Raw genomic sequence first — 19,753 nt, forward strand, 5'->3', positions numbered from 1 at the left:
GTGTCAGTTTTTATAATCTGTTTTCAAAATCCACACTCATTTTAATTAAAAATAGATTTAAATATTTTGAAAAATTTTTCATAAATTATAATTTAATTAATCGTATTTGTAATTTAATGACAATTAATTTCGATGGTGATTTTGGTTAATTTTCAATATTAAAAAAAAGAAGGAAAATTAGCATAAAGCTAATTTATTTCATTGCATCTTTGACCCTGTCGAAGAGTCCTTTTTCAACATGTCTAATTTCATCTCCGCTGACTTCGGCAAACTCTTTAAGTATTTTCTTTTGTTTTGAGTTTAATTTTTTAGGAACAACTACGGTTGCTGTAACATACATGTTTCCTCTACCGTTATGTCTAACAGAGTTCATACCTTGTCCTCTTAATTTGAATACGGTTCCGCTTTGTGTTCCTGCAGGTATTTTAAATTCAACTTCTTTTCCTTCAATTGTAGGAATGCTGATTGAATCACCGAGTGCAGCCTGTGGGAAACTGATTTGTTGTTCTAGGTATATGTGATCGCCTTCACGAACGAATTGCTTATTCCTTTTAATGTGGACTGTGACAATTAAATCCCCTTCAAGTCCAGGTGCTTCACCGCAGTTTCCTTCACCGGAAACCCTTAAGTGGTTGCCTTCATCGACACCTTCTGGAATTTCAATTTTAATGGTTTTGGATTTTCTTTTGCTTCCTTTACCGTGACAGTCTTCACATGGTTCAGTAATGATTTTACCGGTTCCGCCACATTCTCTACATGGCCTTACATTAACCATTTGACCTAGGAATGTATTGCTGACTTCCTTAATCTGTCCTGTTCCTCCACATTTTGGACAGGTTTCAGGATTGGAACCTGGTTTGGATTTGGACCCGTTACATGTTGGACATAATTCGCTTCTTGTAATCTTGATTTCTTTATCGCATCCGTTAAATGCTTCTTCTAAAGTAATTGGAACTTCAGTATAGATGTCAGAACCTCTTTGAGGGCCTGTTCTTCCACGGTTGCGACCTGCTCCACCAAAACCAAACATTTCAAATATGTTTCCAATATCAAACCCTTGGAAAATATCCTCAAAGTTCACGTTTTGATAGAAGTCTTCAGCAGTAAATCCATCCATTCCCGCATGACCGAATTGATCATATCTTTGACGTTTTTCATCATCAGACAAGACAGCATAAGCTTCACTAACTTCTTTAAACTTATCTTCAGCATCTGGTTCATCACAAACGTCTGGATGGTATTTTCTGGCTAATTTACGATAAGCTTTTTTGATTGTCTTTTCATCCGCAGTTTTATCTACTCCAAGAACTTCATAATAATCTCGCTTGTCTGCCATTTGTACACCTTAAAAAAATAATTTTAAAAAAAATAGATAGAAAAAATAATAGTTTTATCTATTGTTAGTTTATTGATTGATTCTGATTTCTGATTTTAATATATTTACCAACAATATAATAAAACTTTATTATTAATTCTAGTCTTTTACTTCATAGTCTGCATCAATTGTGTCATCATCGTTGTTGTCTTGAGCACCTGCATTAGGGTCAGCTCCAGCTTGTTGTTGAGCTTGTGCTTCTGCTTGTGCTTGTTGGTAGATTTTAGCACCAATTTCTTGAATTACATTGGATAATTCATCAGACTTTTCTTTAATGGCAGCAACATCATCGCCAGCTATAAGTTCTCTTAATTCAGCTACAAGTCCTTCGACTTTTGATTTTTCATCTTCAGATACTTGATCTTTAAGTTCGTCTAAGGTTTTTTCTGAAGTGTAAATTAATGAGTCTGCGTTGTTTCTGATTTCAATTTCTTCTTGTCTTTTTGCGTCTGCTTCAGCATTCATTTCTGCTTCTTTGATTTTTTGTTCGATTTCTTCATCGGACAATTTTGTGGATGAGGTAATGGTAATTGCTTGTTCTTTACCTGTTCCTTTATCTTTAGCAGTTACGTTAATGATACCGTTAGCGTCAATATCGAAGGTTACTTCGATTTGTGGTACTCCTCTTGGTGCAGGTGGGATTCCTACAAGTTGGAAACGTCCAAGTGAGGTGTTGTCTGCAGCCATTTTTCTTTCCCCTTGCAATACATTGATGTCTACAGATGGTTGGTTATCTGCAGCAGTGGAGAATACTTGGCTTTTCTTGGTAGGGATAGTAGTGTTCCTTTCAATTAAAGTGGTTGATACTCCACCTAAGGTTTCAATACCTAATGATAATGGAGTTACGTCTAAAAGAACGATGTCTTTAATTTCACCAGCTAATACTCCTCCTTGAATAGCAGCACCCATGGATACACATTCCATTGGGTCAATACCACGTTCTACTGGTTTACCTATGAATTTTTCAACGAATTTTTGTACGATTGGCATTCTGGTAGGTCCACCGACTAAGATAATTTTATCAATTTCAGATTTGCTCATTTTAGCATCATCTAATGCTTGTTGCATTGGTTTACCTGATTTTTCAACAATGTGGTCAACTAATTCTTCTAATTTTGCTCTGGAAATAGTGTCGATTAAGTTTTTAGGAGTTCCATCAGTTCCCATTGCGATGAATGGTAAGTTTACTTCGGTAGTTGTGGTGGTGGATAATTCGATTTTTGCTTTTTCAGCAGCTTCTCTTAATCTTTGTACTGCTTGATCATTTTCCATTAAATCGATGCCTTCTTTTTCTTTGAATTGGTCAGCTAAGTATTTGATTAACACATTATCCATATCGGTACCACCGAGTTGGGTGTCCCCACTGGTTGATCTTACTTCAAATACTCCTCCACCGAATTCCATGATGGTTACATCCAAGGTACCTCCACCTAAATCGTAAACCATAATGTTCATGTCTTCTTCGTCTGCTTTGTCAAGACCATATGCGAGGCTTGCTGCTGTTGGTTCGTTTACAAGTCTTACTACGTCAAGTCCAGCAATGGTTCCTGCATCTTTAGTTGCAGTCCTTTGGTTATCGTCAAAGTAAGCAGGTACGGTAATTACAGCTTTTTCGATAGGTTCGCCTAAGAATGATTCTGCATCTTTTTTAATTTTTTGTAAGATGAATGCTGAAATTTCTTGTGGAGAATATTGTTTTCCGTTTACAGTTACCTTGTGATCTGTACCCATGCTTCTTTTGATTGCACTGATAGTGTTTTCTGGGTTGGTAACTGCTTGTCTTCTTGCAGGTTCTCCAACTAACATTTGACCGTCTTCAGTAAATGCAACATAACTTGGGAAGGATTTACCGTATTGACTTGCTCCTTCAGCGGAAGGGATTGTGGTTGGTTTACCTCCTACAAGTACAGATGCTGCTGAGTTACTTGTACCTAAATCAATTCCAATAATTTTTTCTTTTTTAGTATCAGACATAATTATCACCAAATTTTTTTATTATATATAATTAAATAAACGTAATTTTATTTTTTACAAACAATGACTTTAGAGTATTTTAGAACTTTGTCCTTGTACATGTATCCTTTCATCAATTCTTCTATAACATATCCGTTTTCAACATCATCAGATGCTTGAACCATTAACGCTTCATGTTTGTTCAAGTCAAATTTTTCTCCTTTGGCGGGGATTTCTTCAACACCTTCTTTTGTTAAAATATCTTTGAATTTGTTATATGTAAGTTCTATACCTTCTCTTAAATTTTCATCATTTTCAACATTTAAAGCTCTACCAAAGTCTTCATAGCAATCCAAAAACTCTTTAATGATTTTTTCATTAGCAAATTTTATGATGTCTTTGTTTTGCTTGTCTGTGATTTTTTTGAAATTTTCAAAATCTGCTTGAAGTCTTTGTGCAAGTGAAATGTACTCCTGTGTTTCACTTTCCTGCTTTTCAAGATCTTCTTTGAGTTTTTCTATTTCTTCGTTTTTTAGATTGACCTCTTCAAGAAGCTCATAGTATTGTTGTTGAAGATCTTTAGTTTCAACTTCAGTTTCACTTTTATTTTCGTCAGTCATGTGTACACCTTTTTAGGTTATTTTTGAAAAACTTTGTAATAACTCTCTGAAGAGAATCATGGCTTTAAGTTATTTAATACTTGGTTTTTGGGAATTTATGGACATATAGGAAAATGGTTCATCATTCTGAGTTATTACATCAAGTTTTTCTAAACCAAATATTAAAGTAACAAAAAGTTATCTTTTCTCTTACATTATTATAGTAACAAAAAGTTATATAAAGTTTTCGATAAATTGAAGTTAGAAAAATTTCATCAGAAATGCTTTATTTTCGTTATTTTTTCATTAAAATTAACATGGTTATTTAATTTATTGGTTAATTGTAAATTAACTTATTTTTTTAAATATTTTAAATTTTTATTTCAAATTATCTGAATTGGGGTTGTTATATTCGAGAAAAGTTTTCTTACATATTGTAACAAAAACAATTAATTTTATATAACTTTTCAACATAATGTATAATCATGAGAAATACAGATGACATTAAAAAGAATAATAATGTCAATTCTTCTAATGGCCACATTGAAATTAGAGGAAACTATAACGACCAATTAGGAGATATTGATAAAGAAGATATACTTGACGTAATGGGTTGTAAAACTAGAAGAGATATTATAAATCTATTGAGAGAAGAACCGATGTTTGTAAGCGAAATATCCAATGAGCTGGATATCGGTCAGAAAGCTATCATAGAACACTTGAGGGCTATGGAAGATATCGGTATTTTGAACTCTTCTTACAAGAAAATCTTGAGAGGTCGCCCGCGCAAATATTATGATTTGCAGCATGAGGTTAATATTCACATCACAATTAACAAGAACACATTTGATGTTAACCTTTCAGAGGACATGTTAAATACTCTTCAGCTTCCTTCAGGTGACGAATGGTCTAAACTTTTGGATATTGAAAAAAGAATAGATGCTGGTCAGCTTGAAGCTATTGATGAGTTAAAAAATCAAATAAGATTATACGGTAATCTTAAGGAAAGAGCTGAATATATTCTTGAGAGAACTTTAAAAGGTAGATAAACTAATTACGTGGTCATTAATTCAATGGTTTAACTTTTTTAAACCATTTTTAAATTTTTTTTGCTATAATAGCCTGTCCGAGTGAAACGGACCCGTCACCAGCACAAGTATTGATATGCTGTATGAAATTGTAACCTTCTTTTTCTACATGATTTTTGACGGTATTTGTAATCGCTTCGTTGTAAAATACTCCGCCGGTTGCACCAATATCCTGAATTCCTTTTTTATCTGCAGCTTCAATTGCAAGTTCTGCAAGACCGTTTGCAACAGCATTCTGTCCTGCACATGCAACGTCCGCTTTCTTTTCACCATTCTGATATAATCTGACAACTTCTTTCAGTATTTCAGTTGTATTCAAAGTGCCATTTTCAATAATGTACGGGATTTCCAAATCTTTTGTTGCATAATATGCACAGGATTCGAGTTTCATGGAGCATTCCCCTTCATATGTTCTTTCATGAGCCACTTCAACAGCCACTGCCATTGAATCAAGAACTCTTCCGGTACTTGTTGTTTTGCCGACATTGATTCCTGAAGCCAGTTGCTTAAAGATGTTTCTGATTTCAACTTCTCCGTATTTGAAATATTTTGAATAGTTTTTAATCAGATCCTCGTCATTTAAAATGCTTGCAAGCATTCTTGCGGGATATTTGGTTGCCATATCTCCACCAGGCATTAACTGGCTTTGAAGATGTCCCAATCTTTCAAAACTGTTAACATCTGTATAGAGAATCTCTCCGCCCCAGCTTGTTCCGTCACTTCCGTATCCGACACCGTCAGCTGCAATAACAATCATTTCTTCAAGGCTGTGGTCGTTTGCAAGGGCAATAGAGTGTGCGTGATGATGTTGAATAGGCATCACTTCAGCATCATATTTTTCCGCAAGTTCATGTGCCAGTCTGGTTGTAAAGAAGTGGGGATGCATATCACATGCTATTATGTCGAATTCATTGATTTTAGTAATTCTTTGCATATTTTCAATGGCCTGTCTTAAGAAATTCAGGGTTTTCGGCTTATTTGTATTTCCAATATGCTGTGAAGGATATACGATATTGTCCTTCGCCATTGAAAAGGTCACATCAAGTTCGGGACCTAATGCAAGAACATTTGCACCGTTAACTTTGTAATTAATTTTATATGGTTCTGGAGTGTATCCGCGTGATCTTCTGATGAATGACAGTTCATTATTCCTGAACCTGATGACTGAATCGTCGCACCTGTTGAGGATTTCACGGTTATGAACTAGGGAGTAATCATTAACTCCATTGATGATGTCCTCATTTCTAATCATCATAGGCTCTCCTGGAATATTTGCTGAAGTCATTACGTAAGTGTCAATGTCTCCTTCATCAAAAAGCAGATAATGCATAGGGGAATAAGGCAGCATAACTCCGATATTGTGAAGTCCTGGAGACAGGCTTTCAGGGAACGGATAATCATCATTTTTCTTTAAAATAACAATCGGACGTTTATTTGAGGTTATTGTTTCAATTTCCCTTTCGGATAGTTTGGCATAATTCTGGACTGATTCCAGGTCTTTGGCCATTACCGCAAATGCCTGATTTGGACGGTTCAGGCGTTTTCTTAGCTCTTTGATTGCTTTGTCATTGTAGGCATCAACGACCAGGTGTGTTCCGCCAATACCTTTTATGGCCAATATTTTTCCTTCTTTCAGTTTATCTGCACCAACTTTGATTGGATTTTCAGTATCTATTTTTTCCAAACCTTCATATATTTCCATTTGAGGTCCGCAGTCACCGCAACAAATCGCCTCTCCGTGGTAACGTCTGTTTAAAGGTTCCCTGTATTCTACAAGACAGTCATCGCATAGCGGAAATTCTTCCATTGATGTCCTGATTCTGTCATAGGGGACACTTTCAATAACTGTAAATCTTGGTCCGCAGTCGGTACATGCATTAAACGGATATTTGTAACGTCTGTCATTCGGATTTCTTATCTCTTCCAGACATTTGTCGCAAATTGCTATGTCCGGTGGAATTACACTGATTCCGGAATATGAGTCTCCGCTTTCAATGATTTTAAAATCAGAATAATTTTTCTCATCAATATCCTCCACATTCATTGAGTCAATCTTTGCAATTGGAGGCAATTCATTAGGTAATCTTTCGATGAATTTTTCTGTGTTTTCCCCTTCAATTATGATTTCAACTACATTTCCAAGGTTTCTTACATATCCGTTAAGATTCAGGTCAGATGCAAGCCTATAAACATAGGGCCTAAATCCTACGCCTTGAACTATTCCTTGAGTTAAAATCTTTTGAGCTTTCATAGATATATTATTTAAGTTAAATTTTATATAAAATTTTATCTTATATTATATTATGAAAGATATTTTGGAAAAATTGGTCAAAGGGGATATTAGTGTTAATGAAGCTGAAAACCTGCTAAAATCCCAAAACATTTTGGAATTTGACAATGTTGCTAAGTTTGATATTAAACGCAGTGACCGTACAGGTTTTCCGGAAGCTGTATTTTCACCTAGTAAGGATTATGAAGATTTAATATTGATTATAAAAAAATACCTGGAAACTAGTGATGAGGATTTGATAATTACCAAATTGTCCGATGAGAGGTATGAAAGAATATTGAAGGATTTGGGCGAAAATTCATTTATTTTTGATTATAACAGGCGAGCCCAAATACTGATCATTAGAAAAGAAATCAAACCTAAAGAGATTACTGCAAAAATAGGAATTATCACTGCAGGAACTTCAGACATTAACATTGCCGAGGAAGCACGTGTCATTGTTGAAGAGGGCGGTTGTGAAGCCATTACCTCCTATGACATTGGCGTTGCAGGAATTCACAGGCTGTTTCCGCAGATTGCACATATGGTAAAAGAGGGAGTTCGTGCATTCATTGTCTGTGCAGGAATGGAAGGTGCGCTTCCTTCAGTTGTTGCAGGTCTTGTTGATGTTCCGGTCATAGGCGTTCCAACTTCAGTGGGCTACGGCGTTGGCGAAGGCGGCAGAGTGGCACTTGATGCAATGCTTCAGTCATGTGCGCCGGGTATTGCTGTTGTAAATATTGATAATGGTTTCGGAGCAGGAGTATTTGCATTAACAATAGTGAATAGTGATTAACTTGATTTACGAAACCTTCAATCCGAAAATCCATGATGTTAACCATGTTGCCCGTCTGGTTTATGATGTTGATTTTCGTACATTCGACATGCTTTTCAAATCAGATGAGGAGGCCGTAAAGTCCATTTCCAAATATTTGGCTAAAAAAAAGTTAAATGATTATTTTAAAGTCATTTTGGATGATGATAATCATATAATAGGTTATGTCAGCATCTATTTGCATGATGATGAAAGGGAATTTCATTTAAAATCCTGGAAATTATTTGTAGTGGATATTCTGGATCATTTTGTGCTATGTGACATTGAAAAGGATGATTTGTATCTGGCTGAAGTGGCTATCGATGAATCTCAAAGAGGCAAGGGACTTGGAAGGCAAGTCGTTTTAGACGTTATTGAATATGCAAGGTCCAAAAACTATAAAAGGGTTACTCTTGATGCTGATTTTAGAAACAAGGGTGCAAAAAGGCTTTATGAATCAATAGGTTTTAAGGAATTCAATAAAAAAAGGTTAAAGATAGCTAGTTTTGAGCGTGGAATGCACAATATGGAGTTTAATCTCTAGGAGGAATTTTGCTAATCGCTTCGTGAACCCTTTTGCAGTTGTTTTTATCTGTGAATATGAAATAGTCCTCAACATTCTGAACATGTTTTTCCTTCATTTCACAGTCATTTTTCATGTATTCCTCAATAAGATCAACTAATTCATCTTCATCGTGGCAGACTTCACCGAATCCCATTTTTTCATAATCAAAATAACTTTCCTCTAAATTAAAGTGATAATCTTCTCCGTATTGGTAATATAGCACCGGCTTTTTGAGATATGCAAAATCAAATGCTACGGATGAATAGTCAGTAATCATCAAAGCTCCTTTTTTAAACAGATCCTGATAGCTGCCACGCTCATGGTCTATTTTTATTGATTCATTCTCATCAAACAATCCTATATATTGGTATACATGAGGATGTGGCCTGAAAATTATTTCGTAACCGTATTCCTTTGCCTTCTGGATTAATTTCTCATTGTTTATAAGTGAATTGTAAGTTCTAAAATAGCTGGAACTGCTTATTGTGTATTTGTTTTCATTATTGAGATATCTTCTCCATGACGGCATCAATAGGATTGTTTTTGTCTTTTCATCTTTCAGGTTGTCAAATCTTGGAAATCCCAATAGTTTAATGATTTTTTCATCATAATTGTAATAATATTTAAATAATGAGTCATATTCCTTTTGTGATGCTGTTAACATGAAATCAAGGTTTTTGTCATATTTATTTAGCCAGCTGCATATGTTATTTAGTGTTATTCCATGCTGCAGGAATATTGTACTTGATTTTAAAATGCCTGCAAAGTTAGGGTAATGGCCCCAAAATGCATAGATATAATTGTTGTCCGGATGGGAGGTGATGATTTTTTCAGCAAATAATCCTAAAATCCTATGTTTCAGTGAGTGATATCCTATAACAGGACCTATTTTTTTCATTTTTCCGTAATCCGGTGTGTTTTTATCTATAATGAAATATTTCTTGATGTTCGGTTCGTCCTGTTTTATGGAATATTTAAACAAATGCATTCCGTTATCGTCAGCTATTGTTGGAAAATCCATATAAAACCATATTCTCTTATTTCTTAAAAATGGATACAATGCCAGATAAATCAGTCTGATAGGTATTGCTGTTTCAAATCCAGGAACTCTATTTTTTAACATTCCAAATAGGGTTTTTGCCTCTTTTTTAAGCCATTTTAAAGTTTTATATTTTTCAATTATTATTTTATCATTATTTAGAGTGCTTAGATATTTTCTGGTTTTTGAATAGCCTACGACTTTTGAGAAATTGCAGGGCCTTGAAAAGTCAATGTGCAAATCCTGATTGGTATCTGATTTGAATTTGAGTTCATATGTTTTACTGTTGTCCAGTTTCAGGTTAAATTCAAAAGTGTGGTTGGTTAGATATTTTTTATTCAGGTAGTATTTTTCCCTCTGTGGGAAGTTGACCTTTTTACTTTCAATTTTTTTATCATTTACATATACATCTATTTTTTCATCGGGACTGATTGAGTTTACATTCGCAAGTATGTATAAATTATCATCAATAATTTCGTATATGTCGATGAAAACTGTGTCTAATTTTAAGTATTGATTTAATTTAATTTGATCTGTTTCGGGATAGGAATCATCATTTTTAATATAGAGTAAAAAAGTTTTTATTTTCACATCCATGTCATCTTGGCTGTAAATATTTTCATCATCAACATACTTCAAAACCTTTTTCATTTCTTTATTGAGATTTTCTATTTCACTTTCGGTTAATTTCTCGTTAATTGTCTCGTTTAAGATAATTTCATTTGCGTAATATAAAATTGTTTTTTGAATGAAATCTGGAATTGAATCATATTTTTCCAGACTCTCATCTATCAGCTTTTTCATATGGTATTTAACATTATTGCTTCCGGAGTCTTTTAAATTTGGAATCATATCTAAAAGAGCATTATTGTCTTTGCCTTTAACGTTATAATACGCGCCTTCACTGCATATGCCTAGGTTCGGATTTGAAATTAATAATTTGTTTATGAAAGCGATGTCTTCTGATAGCTTGAATTGGTTTGAAAAGTTAATCTCTTTTAAAAGGGATGTTTTAAAAAAGCAGGATTTGGATTCCGCCTGAATAAATTCCGGACAATTCAATATATTAATTTCTCTTGTTGTTTTATATTTTTCATCAAAAACAGGATATTTTTCTCCAGATTCTAAAAATTTGGTAGGTATTGTAACAATATCGACATTTTCATGCTCACTAAAAAAATCTGATACATTTTTCAATGTATTTTTTGATAGAAAATCGTCTCCATCAATAAAATAAATGTATTTACCATTTGCTTTGTCTATTCCAAGGTTTCGGCTGCTGCCTTCCCCTTCATGTTTTTTTGATAGATAAGTAATGTTGTTGGGATATTTTTTAGCAAAATATCTGCATGTGCTGTCGGTATTGTCTGTACTGCCGTCATCAATCAGGATTATTTCTACATTATCTTTAAAGTTTAAAGTTTGATTTACGATTGATTTAATACACTTTGCAATTCCAAGTTCCGCATTATATGCAGTTATTATTATTGAAAATTTAATATTTCTCATATTAATCTTGCTTTTGTTTTAAATCAGGTTTCAGTGTATCAAGGACATACTCTAAATTAATGTCCATATAATCACGGTCTTGGAAGTTTTTGGCGGTAATAACAAATGTATGATTATATTCTTTGTAATATGAAATTTGATTAATTGTATTTTTAGTTGTATTGTATGCGATTGTTGGAAGTTTTGTTCCATTGAGGTCATATGTCACCGTTTTTATGGAAGTGACATTAACATTTTCTCTCAGTAACAGTGTTCTATTATACATTTCGGATTCAATGAGGTCTCCTTTACCTAAATCTCTAATATCAATTACCTCTCCACTATTCCTGTTAATTAAAACAGCATATTCCTTTCCGCTTTCATCAATATTGAATGATGGGGGGATTGTTATTGTAAATTTATGCACATATGTTTCAGCACTTCCCAGTGTTGTTGAAGACTCTACAATAAAAAATAGTAGGGTAACTCCTAAAATCAAAATAATTAAAATATAAATCCATCTTTTATCCATTTTAAAAACCTATTTCTTTTGTTTAGCTTTTTTCATGTCTTTTTCAGCACCTTTTACATATGCATCGCAGACTTCGTTGGCATCGCCTTGCATTTTTATTTTTCCGTTCTCAAGCCATATGCATGTGTCACATATTTTTCTAATTTGTTTGATAGAATGTGATACTAATAATACTGTTACGCCCTCTTCCATCATGGAATTGATCTTTTCAGCACTTTTTTGTCTGAATTTGATGTCCCCAACAGATAAGATTTCATCAATGATTAGAATGTCAGGGTTAATCAGGGTAGCTATTGAAAATCCTAATTTTGTTCTCATTCCTGATGAGTAGTTTTTAATCGGGTAGTTGATGAAATCTCCAAGCTCTGAATATTCGACGATTTCATCGTATTTTTCTTTAAGGAATTTTTCATCAAGACTTAAAAATGCCCCATTTAAGAAAATGTTATTTTTTCCAGTGTAATTTTTATCAAATCCTGCCCCAAGCTCTAATAGGGGAGCTACTTTTCCATGTGTGGTAATGCTTCCGGAGGTAGGTTCATAAATTCCCGCCATTATTTTCAGTAATGTACTTTTTCCCGCACCGTTAAATCCGAGAATTCCTAATTTATCCCCTTTGTAGACATTGAATGTAATGTCATCAAGTATTTTTATCTTTTTGTGTTCCTCTTTGTTACGTTTGATTGTTCTGATAATAAATTCTTTTAATGTGTCAATTTTATCTTTAGTCACTTTAAATTCCATGGATAAATTCTTGACTTCAATGACAACTTCCCTGTCTAAGTTTCTCACTAACATTTCCAGTTTGGATGTTTTTGAGGAAGGATCATATTTTGAACTGCCTTCATATTCGACCAGAATATTATGGGTTCCCTTATCCAAGTTTTTAATGTCTATTTTAGCGAATCCTTTGTAATCGGTCTTGGCAGTGTAAGTTTCACCTTCAATTGTGAATTTTAGCTCTTCGCCTTCAATCGGTTTATATTCATAATCACGTAATCTGGCATAAAATTTACCTTCATTATTGATGTACATTTTCATCTCAGGAAGGTAAATGCTTGTAACTTTATCGGATTTTTCTTTTTTAGCAGCAGCAGTTGCAGGCTTTGGTTTTGGGCTTTCTCTGTTTACTTTAAAACGGCTTGTAATAATTTGTGAATATTCTCCATTAGGATATGTGATTGTCACAGGATATAATTTAGGCCTGAATTTATTCATAAGTATTTTTACATGCCCATTTTCGTCTGTTTTTTCTTCAAAGCTTTCTTTTCCAATCTTCACATCAATTATTTCATTTTTAATAGGTTCATTATTTTTATCAAGTGCATAAATGTAGAAATAGTCCTCCTTATCTTTTGATGTTTTTCTAGGAGGTGCAAAAAGAATCATATCTTCATATTTCCATTCAACTGGAGGTAAAATCTCTTTTTTTTCTTCTCCAGTTATTTGTGATTCTTCCCTTTTGAAAGCCCTTTTTATTCTTTCTTTTAAACTCATAATAAAACCTATTTATAATTCTAATGCTAATTTTGAATCATATATCTTGAATAATAAAATTCCAATGCCTAAGGTTGTAAATGCAAAAACCCCTAAATATGCTAATGTAAGGAAATCAGGTACGTGTCCATAGACCACACATGCCCTGAAAGTAGAAATTGCAGAATATATAGGGTTTAATGTAAATATTTTCTGAACTGTAACTGGTACAATTTCCATAGGGTAAAATAATGCGGAAGCATACATAAGAATTAATGTGATTACGTTATACAGGTGACCTACATCAGTGAAATAAGTATTGCAAACTGCTAAAATTAATCCCATACCCATAATTAGTATGATTAATAATGCCAATGGAATTATTGCGTATATTGCAGTTAAATGGAATGATGCTCCTGTAACAAGCATTACTCCAAACAATATTACTACGGTAATCATAAAGTTAATAAATTCATAGCATACCTTACTTACGGTAAACATGTATTTGGGGACATAAATCTTTTTGAGAATTGCTGCATTTCCCTTAATGGATTTCATTGCTCCGCTTGTTGCAGATTTATAAAAATCAAAAATTACTCTTCCTGATAAAAAGTAAACAGGATAGTTTTCAATTTGACGGCCGAATAACATTGAAAAAATTGCTGTAAATACAAGCATGATTAATAATGGGTTGAGGAAACTCCATGCTATTCCTAACACTGAATCTTTATATTTTGAGGTTAAATCCCTCTTAACTAGTTGTTTTAATAAAAACTTTTTTTCAGCAAATGTGTCAAACATAATTTCAACCGTAAAATTCAAATATTAACTTATTTTCTTCTTCTAGCAAATTCTTCAAAAATCTCGTCGATTTCAACACCTTTGTATGCTAGTATTAATAATGTGTGAAAAATCAAATCAACAGATTCATATACGAGATTTTCATCATTTTTTGCTGCCAATAATACTTCACCGGCTTCTTCTGCAATCTTTTCAAGAATTTTGTCTTCAGCTTTTTTGTCGCTGTCTTTCATAATGTTTGAAGTGTATGAATCAATGGGATTGTCCCTTCTGGATTCCAAGACTTCATAAACTTCTCTGATGATTTTATCGTTGGACATTTAGTCATCTCCTTTTGATTCTTGATCTTGCATACTTTCAGTAAGTGCTATTAACGGATGTTTATCATCATCAATGATTTCGATATCGTCAAATGTTTTAATTCCTGCCTTATCTGCAGTTTTTTCCATTCCTAATTTAATATCTTGGCCTAAATCAATAACGTATGAATCAACTGTTTCATATCCTCTTTGTGCGGAAGCTACTGCTCTGTGATGTCCATCAACTAAAATCCATCTGTCCCCGGTTTTTACTACGATGGCAGGCTCTGCTAATCCTTTTTCTAATTCATACGCTCTTCCTTCAAGTTCATCAGCATAAACTCTGTCCTGTGTTGGCCTTAATTTTTTGGTTTCAACAGGCATATGTTTCAATGTTGTATGAATTCCATATAACTGTTCCATTGTTTGTTTAAAGTATTCTACCTTATTTGGAGTTGATCTTTCAATATGTGACCTTACCATATCAGTATTTGTGATAATTCCAACCAAATGCCCATTTTCATCAACCACTGGCATTCTTGAGATTCCTCTTCTAAACATTACACGTGATGCATCGTTAATTGATAAATTCTGATTAGCAACTACCAGGTTTGTGGTCATAATCCCTTCGACAGTGTCACAATATTCTTTTGCGATTATATCGAAAGCAGTTACCATTCCGACTAACTTGTCATCTTTGACTACTGGGTAACTGTTGTGGTGACTTTTTCTCATCAAATCAATGACGTCGGGGGTTTTTGTATCTGGAGAAACACTGATAACGTTCTGTGTCATATAATCCTTTACAAAAGATTTTTTTCCACCCATTTTTTTCACCTATTCAATACTTTCTCTTAAAAGTTTGACAGTTTCACCAGGGTCGGCTTTTCCACGGGTTAATCTCATTACTTGTCCTACTAAGAAGTTAAGTGATGCTTTTTGACCAGCTAAATAATCATCTACTGCTTTTGGATTTTCTTCAATTGCCTGCTTTACAGCAGCTTTTACTTCATCGTCTTTAACAACACCAAGTAATCCTAATTCTTCTGCAATCTCTTTTGGTGAAGCATCATTATTGGGCATTTTTTCAACGATTCTTTGACCTGCTTTAACAGTAATCTCTTTGGATTGTAACATGTTCAATAATTCAATAATGCTTGCAGGTGCAATTCCTGAATCTGCATAATCTAATTTATTGTAGGTTAAAACCCTCTTAAGCTCGTCTCTCATCCATTTTGCAGCATATTTCGGATCAATTTCCTTAGCTACTTCTTCGTAAGCAACTGCTAAATCAATTTCTGAAGTAAGTACTTTAGCGGTTTCATCATCAAGACCATATTCTTCAATAAATCTTGTTACTTTATTGTGAGGAGCTTCAGGCATTACTTTTAAAACTTTTTCAATACTTTCGCTTGAAATTTGCATTGGTGGTAAATCAGGATCAGTTATGAACCTGTAATCATCTGCATCTTCTTTCAATCTCATAGGTTTTGTAGATCCACCTTTAAATGCACGAGTTTCCTGAACTACAGTTCCTCCTCTTTTAACTAAATTTGATTGTCTGAAAAGTTCATATTTTAAAGCTTTGTAAGCGTTTGTGATGGAGTTGATGTTTTTCATTTCAACTCTGTTTCCACCATTGATGGAGATGTTTACATCAGCTCTCATGGTACCTTCTCCACGAGCTGCACCACTGTACTGTAAAACACGAATAAGTTCTTTTAAGAATGTTCTTGCTTCTTTAGGTGATTTGATATCTGGTTCTGTAACAATTTCCACTAATGGAATTCCAGAACGGTTAAAGTTTACTACCCCTTCGTTTGGTTTGTATTGTCCAGGGTCTTCTTCAACGTGAATTTCGTGTATTCTAATACCGTTCAATTCACCGTTAACTCCAATAGGTACTGAAGTTCTTTGATAACCGGACGGTAAGTCTGGATAGTCATAGTGTTTTCTCATAAAGTATGTAACACCTTGATCAATTTCACAGTTTAACATTAAAGCAATCATTAAAGCATTTTCCAATGCTTGTTTGTTAGTTGGATGTGGTTTTGCACCTGGCTGGTTTAAACAAACAGGACAGATGTTTGTGTTTGCAGGTGCGTCCTGATAATTTGTAGGACAATCACAGAATAATTTTGAATCGGTTTCTAGTTGTACGTGGATTTCAAGTCCACACATCATATCGACATCGTTAATAATAATTCCTCCAAGGTAATTTTATATATTATCTTTATATTTGTTTAATTCAATTTATAAATATTATTAATAATGTGGTGTTTTTTAAAAAAAAATTAGTATTTATTTTTTAATGATTCTTTGACATATCTTTTAATAAATTTGTCAAGTTCAGGTGACACTTCACTTTTTTGCGGACCCAACATATCTTTATTGGTAAATGTTCCTTTCAATTCACGTCCGGCCCATTTAACTTCTTCTTCAACTCTTTTTCCATATTTGGTTGCAAACATCTTAAAAAGGGGGAATTTTGTAATTCCGTTTGCTCCGCTTAAAATTAATATTCCTATATTTGCAAGATTGTCAATCCATGTTCCGCATATTATTTCAATATCTGGGAAAGCCAGTCTGACCTGTGCTACGACTTGAGCATAATAAAGGGATGCAGGCTGTGAAGAGTTTGCATAGATTGTTTCCTTGTGGGGATTCAGTGAATAGAAAATTACTCTGTCAATCTTGTGGTCTTTAATATAATCTATTATATAGTTAACATCATCCAATGTTTCGCCCAAGCCCAAGATTATTGTTATGGCTTTTTTGAATCCCAAATCTCCGGCAACATCTAACATGTTGCTTATGTCGTCTAGTTTTTTAGAAGGACAAACCCTTTCATGAATTTCGGGATTGGCTACTTCAACGGCTCCTGTTATTCCTTTTATTTCAGATCCATATTCATTTAGCTCATCGGTTATTCCAGTATTTAACCAGACTCCATCGCCAGTAATGTCTTTTATTGTTGTTGCAATTTCTTTTATTTCCTGGGTTGAAAATGACTCGTAGCCTCCAGATAAAAATTCTATATTCCAATCAAGACGTTTGCACATTTCTGATTCTGCATATATATTTGAAATGTTTCTTCTAGCTTTTTTAGGATCTTTGATTTTGTTTTTTTGTGTAGACATATAGCAAAATGCGCAATCCCCTTTATCACACCACCAAGATAGAAATATGGCTCTTTCAAGAGTAATTAAGTTTCCGTGATGTTTTAAAGTTGTTTCATTAGCTTTTTTGATAATGTCAAATATGTCTGAATCCATGTTAGTATATAAGTTTCTTAAAGTTTATATAAGTTTAAATTATTAATCATTGGTTTTGCAGTATTTATTTTTATATTTCAAAAATTTTTTTGGCATAATATAATCATTTAAGTTCAACTCTTTTTCTATTTTTTTTAAATCCGCAAATGATAAAATTTTTAAGCATTTTCCAATATTTATCCGTTTTAAAATTGCTTTTGAAAAAGGTCTTTTTGAATCCAGAAATGCAATATTTTTTAGAAATTTCTTAACTAATTGACTATTTAAAATTAATAAAGTAATGTATGCTTCATCAAAATCATCGAAAGATAAATAATAGCAGCTATTGTCTAACATTACTGGTTTTTCATTATAAACTAATGTAAAATTAGGTTCTTTATTGAAACCCGAAATTCCTACTTTGTATTTTTTAAATGCATAATCTCCTATGTCTGAAATACTAAAAGCAGGTGTTCTTTTGTACATTTTACTTTTTCGGTTATCAAAATAAGTTTTATTATTATTTAAGTATTCCCAAGTTTTTGGTGCTTTAGTTTTAATATAGGTCGTGTCCTGTTTTATTTTTTTCTGAGTTATTATAATATATTTTGAGGTTTCATTAATTAGTGGTTTTTTAAGATCGCCGCCTTTTAATAAAGGATATAATAGTATAGTTTCTATATTGACTTTTTCATCAAGATTATTCATTAATTGATTATTTTTACATGTTAATTCCATTATTTTAGCGCAATCATGTTTAACGCCTAGTTTCCAATCTATTTCACATTTTCCGTCAATGTCTATGAGTTTATCATTATTTGAGTTAGAATCGTATTCAAAACAAATTTTATGCAATATCTTATCCGGATTAGAAAACTCTGAAACTTCGCATATGTTATTTGGTAATTGCTTTTCACCTAATTGTATTATTAATAAACAACTATTTTTATTCATTTTTGAAATTTTAGAAAAATTAAATGTCAGCTGCTTAATAAAATTATAAGGAATCTTGTTTTTTATTAATCTTTTGAAAATATTTCTAGCAACTGTTGTCTTACATAAAAATGCAATAGTTGTTTTTGTATTTTTAAATATTTCTATAATTTTTAATATAATCTGTTCAGACATGTTAAAACAGTTAGTTTTTCCATGTAAATTGTTAATAAAGTTTGTATTGTTTTTTCGAGGTGGATTTCCAATGATTAAATAAGACTCATTTTCATTTATCATATCAAATTTAAATTTGAATATGTCTTCATTTATTAAGTTCAGATTTGGAATTGAGCGGTCTACGGCATTTATCTTTTCTGCATCTATTTCAATGCCATATAATTCTTTACTCTCAAAAACTTTTGATGCACTTCTTAAAAAATTTCCAATTCCGCAAGTAGGTTCAATAATTACAGTAGGGTTAATTTTCAAATTATTTTTTAAATAAGCACATATTTCCTCTGTAATGGATAATGGGGTTTGATAATCTTCTAATTCTTTTTCATTGTAGTTGGTATTTGTATACACTCCATCAATTTCATCTTTTAATTTAATAATTTGGTTATATTGCAATCTCCATTGAAATGCATTGGAAATTGTTAGGTAACCTTGTTTGGGAGGGTTGGATATGATTTTTTTAGCCAGAGTTTTTAAACTTTGATAGTCATTGGGAAAATTTTTATCTTTTAGTATTTCAATTATGTCTGTTTCATTTGCACCAAGTTCAATCATTTTGCGTAATACTTTCGTTAGACCATAATCCCCACTTTTTTCAGATTCAAGAAATATGCAATGTTTAAAACCGAGATAACATTTCTCATTAATGTCATTTTTTTTATAAACAAAAATTAGTAAGTTGTAACCTAGACCATAAATTTGTTGTTCAAAATTTTTAAATGGTGATGAACTTTGAGGTTTTGTTGCAGAGGTTACTTTTATATCTGTATTGATGTTATCGTCGGGAAGATCAACTCCTTTTGCACTGGAACCTATTGTAACCTCATATTTATTTTTTAGGTATTCTTTGAATCTATGTTCAATGTATGTTCCGACTGCTTTTCCATCTGTTATTCCTACTAACTGTTCATGGTTAATGGCACTCTCATTTTTACAAAATGCTCTTGCTTCTTCTATAAGCTTGCTGATGGTTAATTTCATTGTTTTTCACCTAATAAATTTTAATATTTTAAATATTCGATTATTAGGTGAGG

At 32.9% G+C, this 19,753-nt stretch carries 16 protein-coding genes; 3 read left to right on the forward strand and 13 right to left on the reverse strand.

What is annotated here, in order from left to right:
- Positions 1-193 precede the first annotated feature (193 nt).
- From dnaJ to grpE, 3 genes are all read right to left on the reverse strand, one after another.
- The gene (dnaJ, locus tag ACKI30_RS03610; RefSeq protein ID WP_407409953.1) at positions 194-1,336 is read right to left on the reverse strand and encodes a molecular chaperone DnaJ; all 1,143 of its coding nucleotides are present in this window, start codon (positions 1,334-1,336) and stop codon (positions 194-196) included.
- Between the two features lie 138 nt (positions 1,337-1,474).
- Positions 1,475-3,349, reverse strand: coding sequence for a molecular chaperone DnaK (gene dnaK / locus ACKI30_RS03615; protein ID WP_407409955.1), 1,875 nt, complete (start codon positions 3,347-3,349; stop codon positions 1,475-1,477).
- A gap of 47 nt (positions 3,350-3,396) precedes the next feature.
- Positions 3,397-3,948: a nucleotide exchange factor GrpE gene (gene grpE / locus ACKI30_RS03620; RefSeq protein WP_407409957.1), complete on the reverse strand. Its 552-nt coding sequence runs from the start codon at positions 3,946-3,948 to the stop codon at positions 3,397-3,399.
- 464 nt (positions 3,949-4,412) lie between these two features.
- Between grpE and ACKI30_RS03625 the strand changes: the two genes are divergently transcribed.
- Complete coding sequence (locus ACKI30_RS03625; protein WP_407409958.1) at positions 4,413-4,976, forward strand: ArsR/SmtB family transcription factor; 564 nt, start codon at positions 4,413-4,415, stop codon at positions 4,974-4,976.
- Positions 4,977-5,025: 49 nt separating this feature from the next.
- Here the strand turns inward: ACKI30_RS03625 and hypF are convergent, their stop codons facing one another.
- The gene (gene hypF, locus ACKI30_RS03630) at positions 5,026-7,266 is read right to left on the reverse strand and encodes a carbamoyltransferase HypF (protein WP_407409960.1); all 2,241 of its coding nucleotides are present in this window, start codon (positions 7,264-7,266) and stop codon (positions 5,026-5,028) included.
- A gap of 52 nt (positions 7,267-7,318) precedes the next feature.
- Between hypF and larB the strand changes: the two genes are divergently transcribed.
- Together larB and ACKI30_RS03640 are read left to right on the forward strand one after the other, a co-directional pair.
- On the forward strand, positions 7,319-8,080 hold the full coding sequence (larB, locus tag ACKI30_RS03635; RefSeq protein WP_407409962.1) for a nickel pincer cofactor biosynthesis protein LarB: 762 nt from the start codon (positions 7,319-7,321) through the stop codon (positions 8,078-8,080).
- The gene (locus tag ACKI30_RS03640) at positions 8,073-8,642 is read left to right on the forward strand and encodes a GNAT family N-acetyltransferase (RefSeq protein WP_407409964.1); all 570 of its coding nucleotides are present in this window, start codon (positions 8,073-8,075) and stop codon (positions 8,640-8,642) included. The genes larB and ACKI30_RS03640 overlap by 8 nt, the downstream gene beginning before the upstream one ends.
- Here ACKI30_RS03640 and ACKI30_RS03645 read toward each other — a convergent pair.
- The 9 genes from ACKI30_RS03645 to ACKI30_RS03685 all read right to left on the reverse strand — a co-directional run bounded on the left by ACKI30_RS03645 (position 8,632) and on the right by ACKI30_RS03685 (position 19,700).
- Positions 8,632-11,211, reverse strand: coding sequence for a CDP-glycerol glycerophosphotransferase family protein (locus tag ACKI30_RS03645; RefSeq protein WP_407409966.1), 2,580 nt, complete (start codon positions 11,209-11,211; stop codon positions 8,632-8,634). The genes ACKI30_RS03640 and ACKI30_RS03645 overlap by 11 nt on opposite strands.
- A 1-nt stretch (position 11,212) precedes the next feature.
- The gene (locus ACKI30_RS03650) at positions 11,213-11,722 is read right to left on the reverse strand and encodes a hypothetical protein (protein WP_407409967.1); all 510 of its coding nucleotides are present in this window, start codon (positions 11,720-11,722) and stop codon (positions 11,213-11,215) included.
- A gap of 9 nt (positions 11,723-11,731) precedes the next feature.
- The gene (locus ACKI30_RS03655) at positions 11,732-13,219 is read right to left on the reverse strand and encodes an ATP-binding cassette domain-containing protein (RefSeq protein ID WP_407409969.1); all 1,488 of its coding nucleotides are present in this window, start codon (positions 13,217-13,219) and stop codon (positions 11,732-11,734) included.
- Positions 13,220-13,231: 12 nt separating this feature from the next.
- Positions 13,232-13,999 (reverse strand): ABC transporter permease, encoded by a 768-nt coding sequence (locus ACKI30_RS03660; RefSeq protein WP_407409971.1) that lies wholly within the window; start codon positions 13,997-13,999, stop codon positions 13,232-13,234.
- Between the two features lie 29 nt (positions 14,000-14,028).
- Positions 14,029-14,319: a phosphoribosyl-ATP diphosphatase gene (hisE, locus tag ACKI30_RS03665; RefSeq protein WP_407409973.1), complete on the reverse strand. Its 291-nt coding sequence runs from the start codon at positions 14,317-14,319 to the stop codon at positions 14,029-14,031.
- On the reverse strand, positions 14,320-15,126 hold the full coding sequence (locus tag ACKI30_RS03670; protein ID WP_407409975.1) for a CBS domain-containing ParB/RepB/Spo0J family partition protein: 807 nt from the start codon (positions 15,124-15,126) through the stop codon (positions 14,320-14,322). It abuts the gene before it with no gap.
- A 9-nt stretch (positions 15,127-15,135) separates the two neighbouring features.
- On the reverse strand, positions 15,136-16,482 hold the full coding sequence (gene gatB, locus ACKI30_RS03675; RefSeq protein WP_295161372.1) for an Asp-tRNA(Asn)/Glu-tRNA(Gln) amidotransferase subunit GatB: 1,347 nt from the start codon (positions 16,480-16,482) through the stop codon (positions 15,136-15,138).
- Positions 16,483-16,592: 110 nt separating this feature from the next.
- Positions 16,593-17,573, reverse strand: a complete 981-nt coding sequence (locus ACKI30_RS03680; protein WP_407409978.1) for a radical SAM protein — start codon at positions 17,571-17,573, stop codon at positions 16,593-16,595.
- 42 nt (positions 17,574-17,615) lie between these two features.
- Entirely contained in the window at positions 17,616-19,700 is a 2,085-nt protein-coding gene (locus tag ACKI30_RS03685; protein WP_407409980.1) for a hypothetical protein, read from the reverse strand.
- Positions 19,701-19,753 lie beyond the last annotated feature (53 nt).

This window comes from Methanobrevibacter sp. (genome assembly GCF_045539575.1).
Classification (GTDB): Archaea; Methanobacteriota; Methanobacteria; order Methanobacteriales; family Methanobacteriaceae; genus Methanocatella.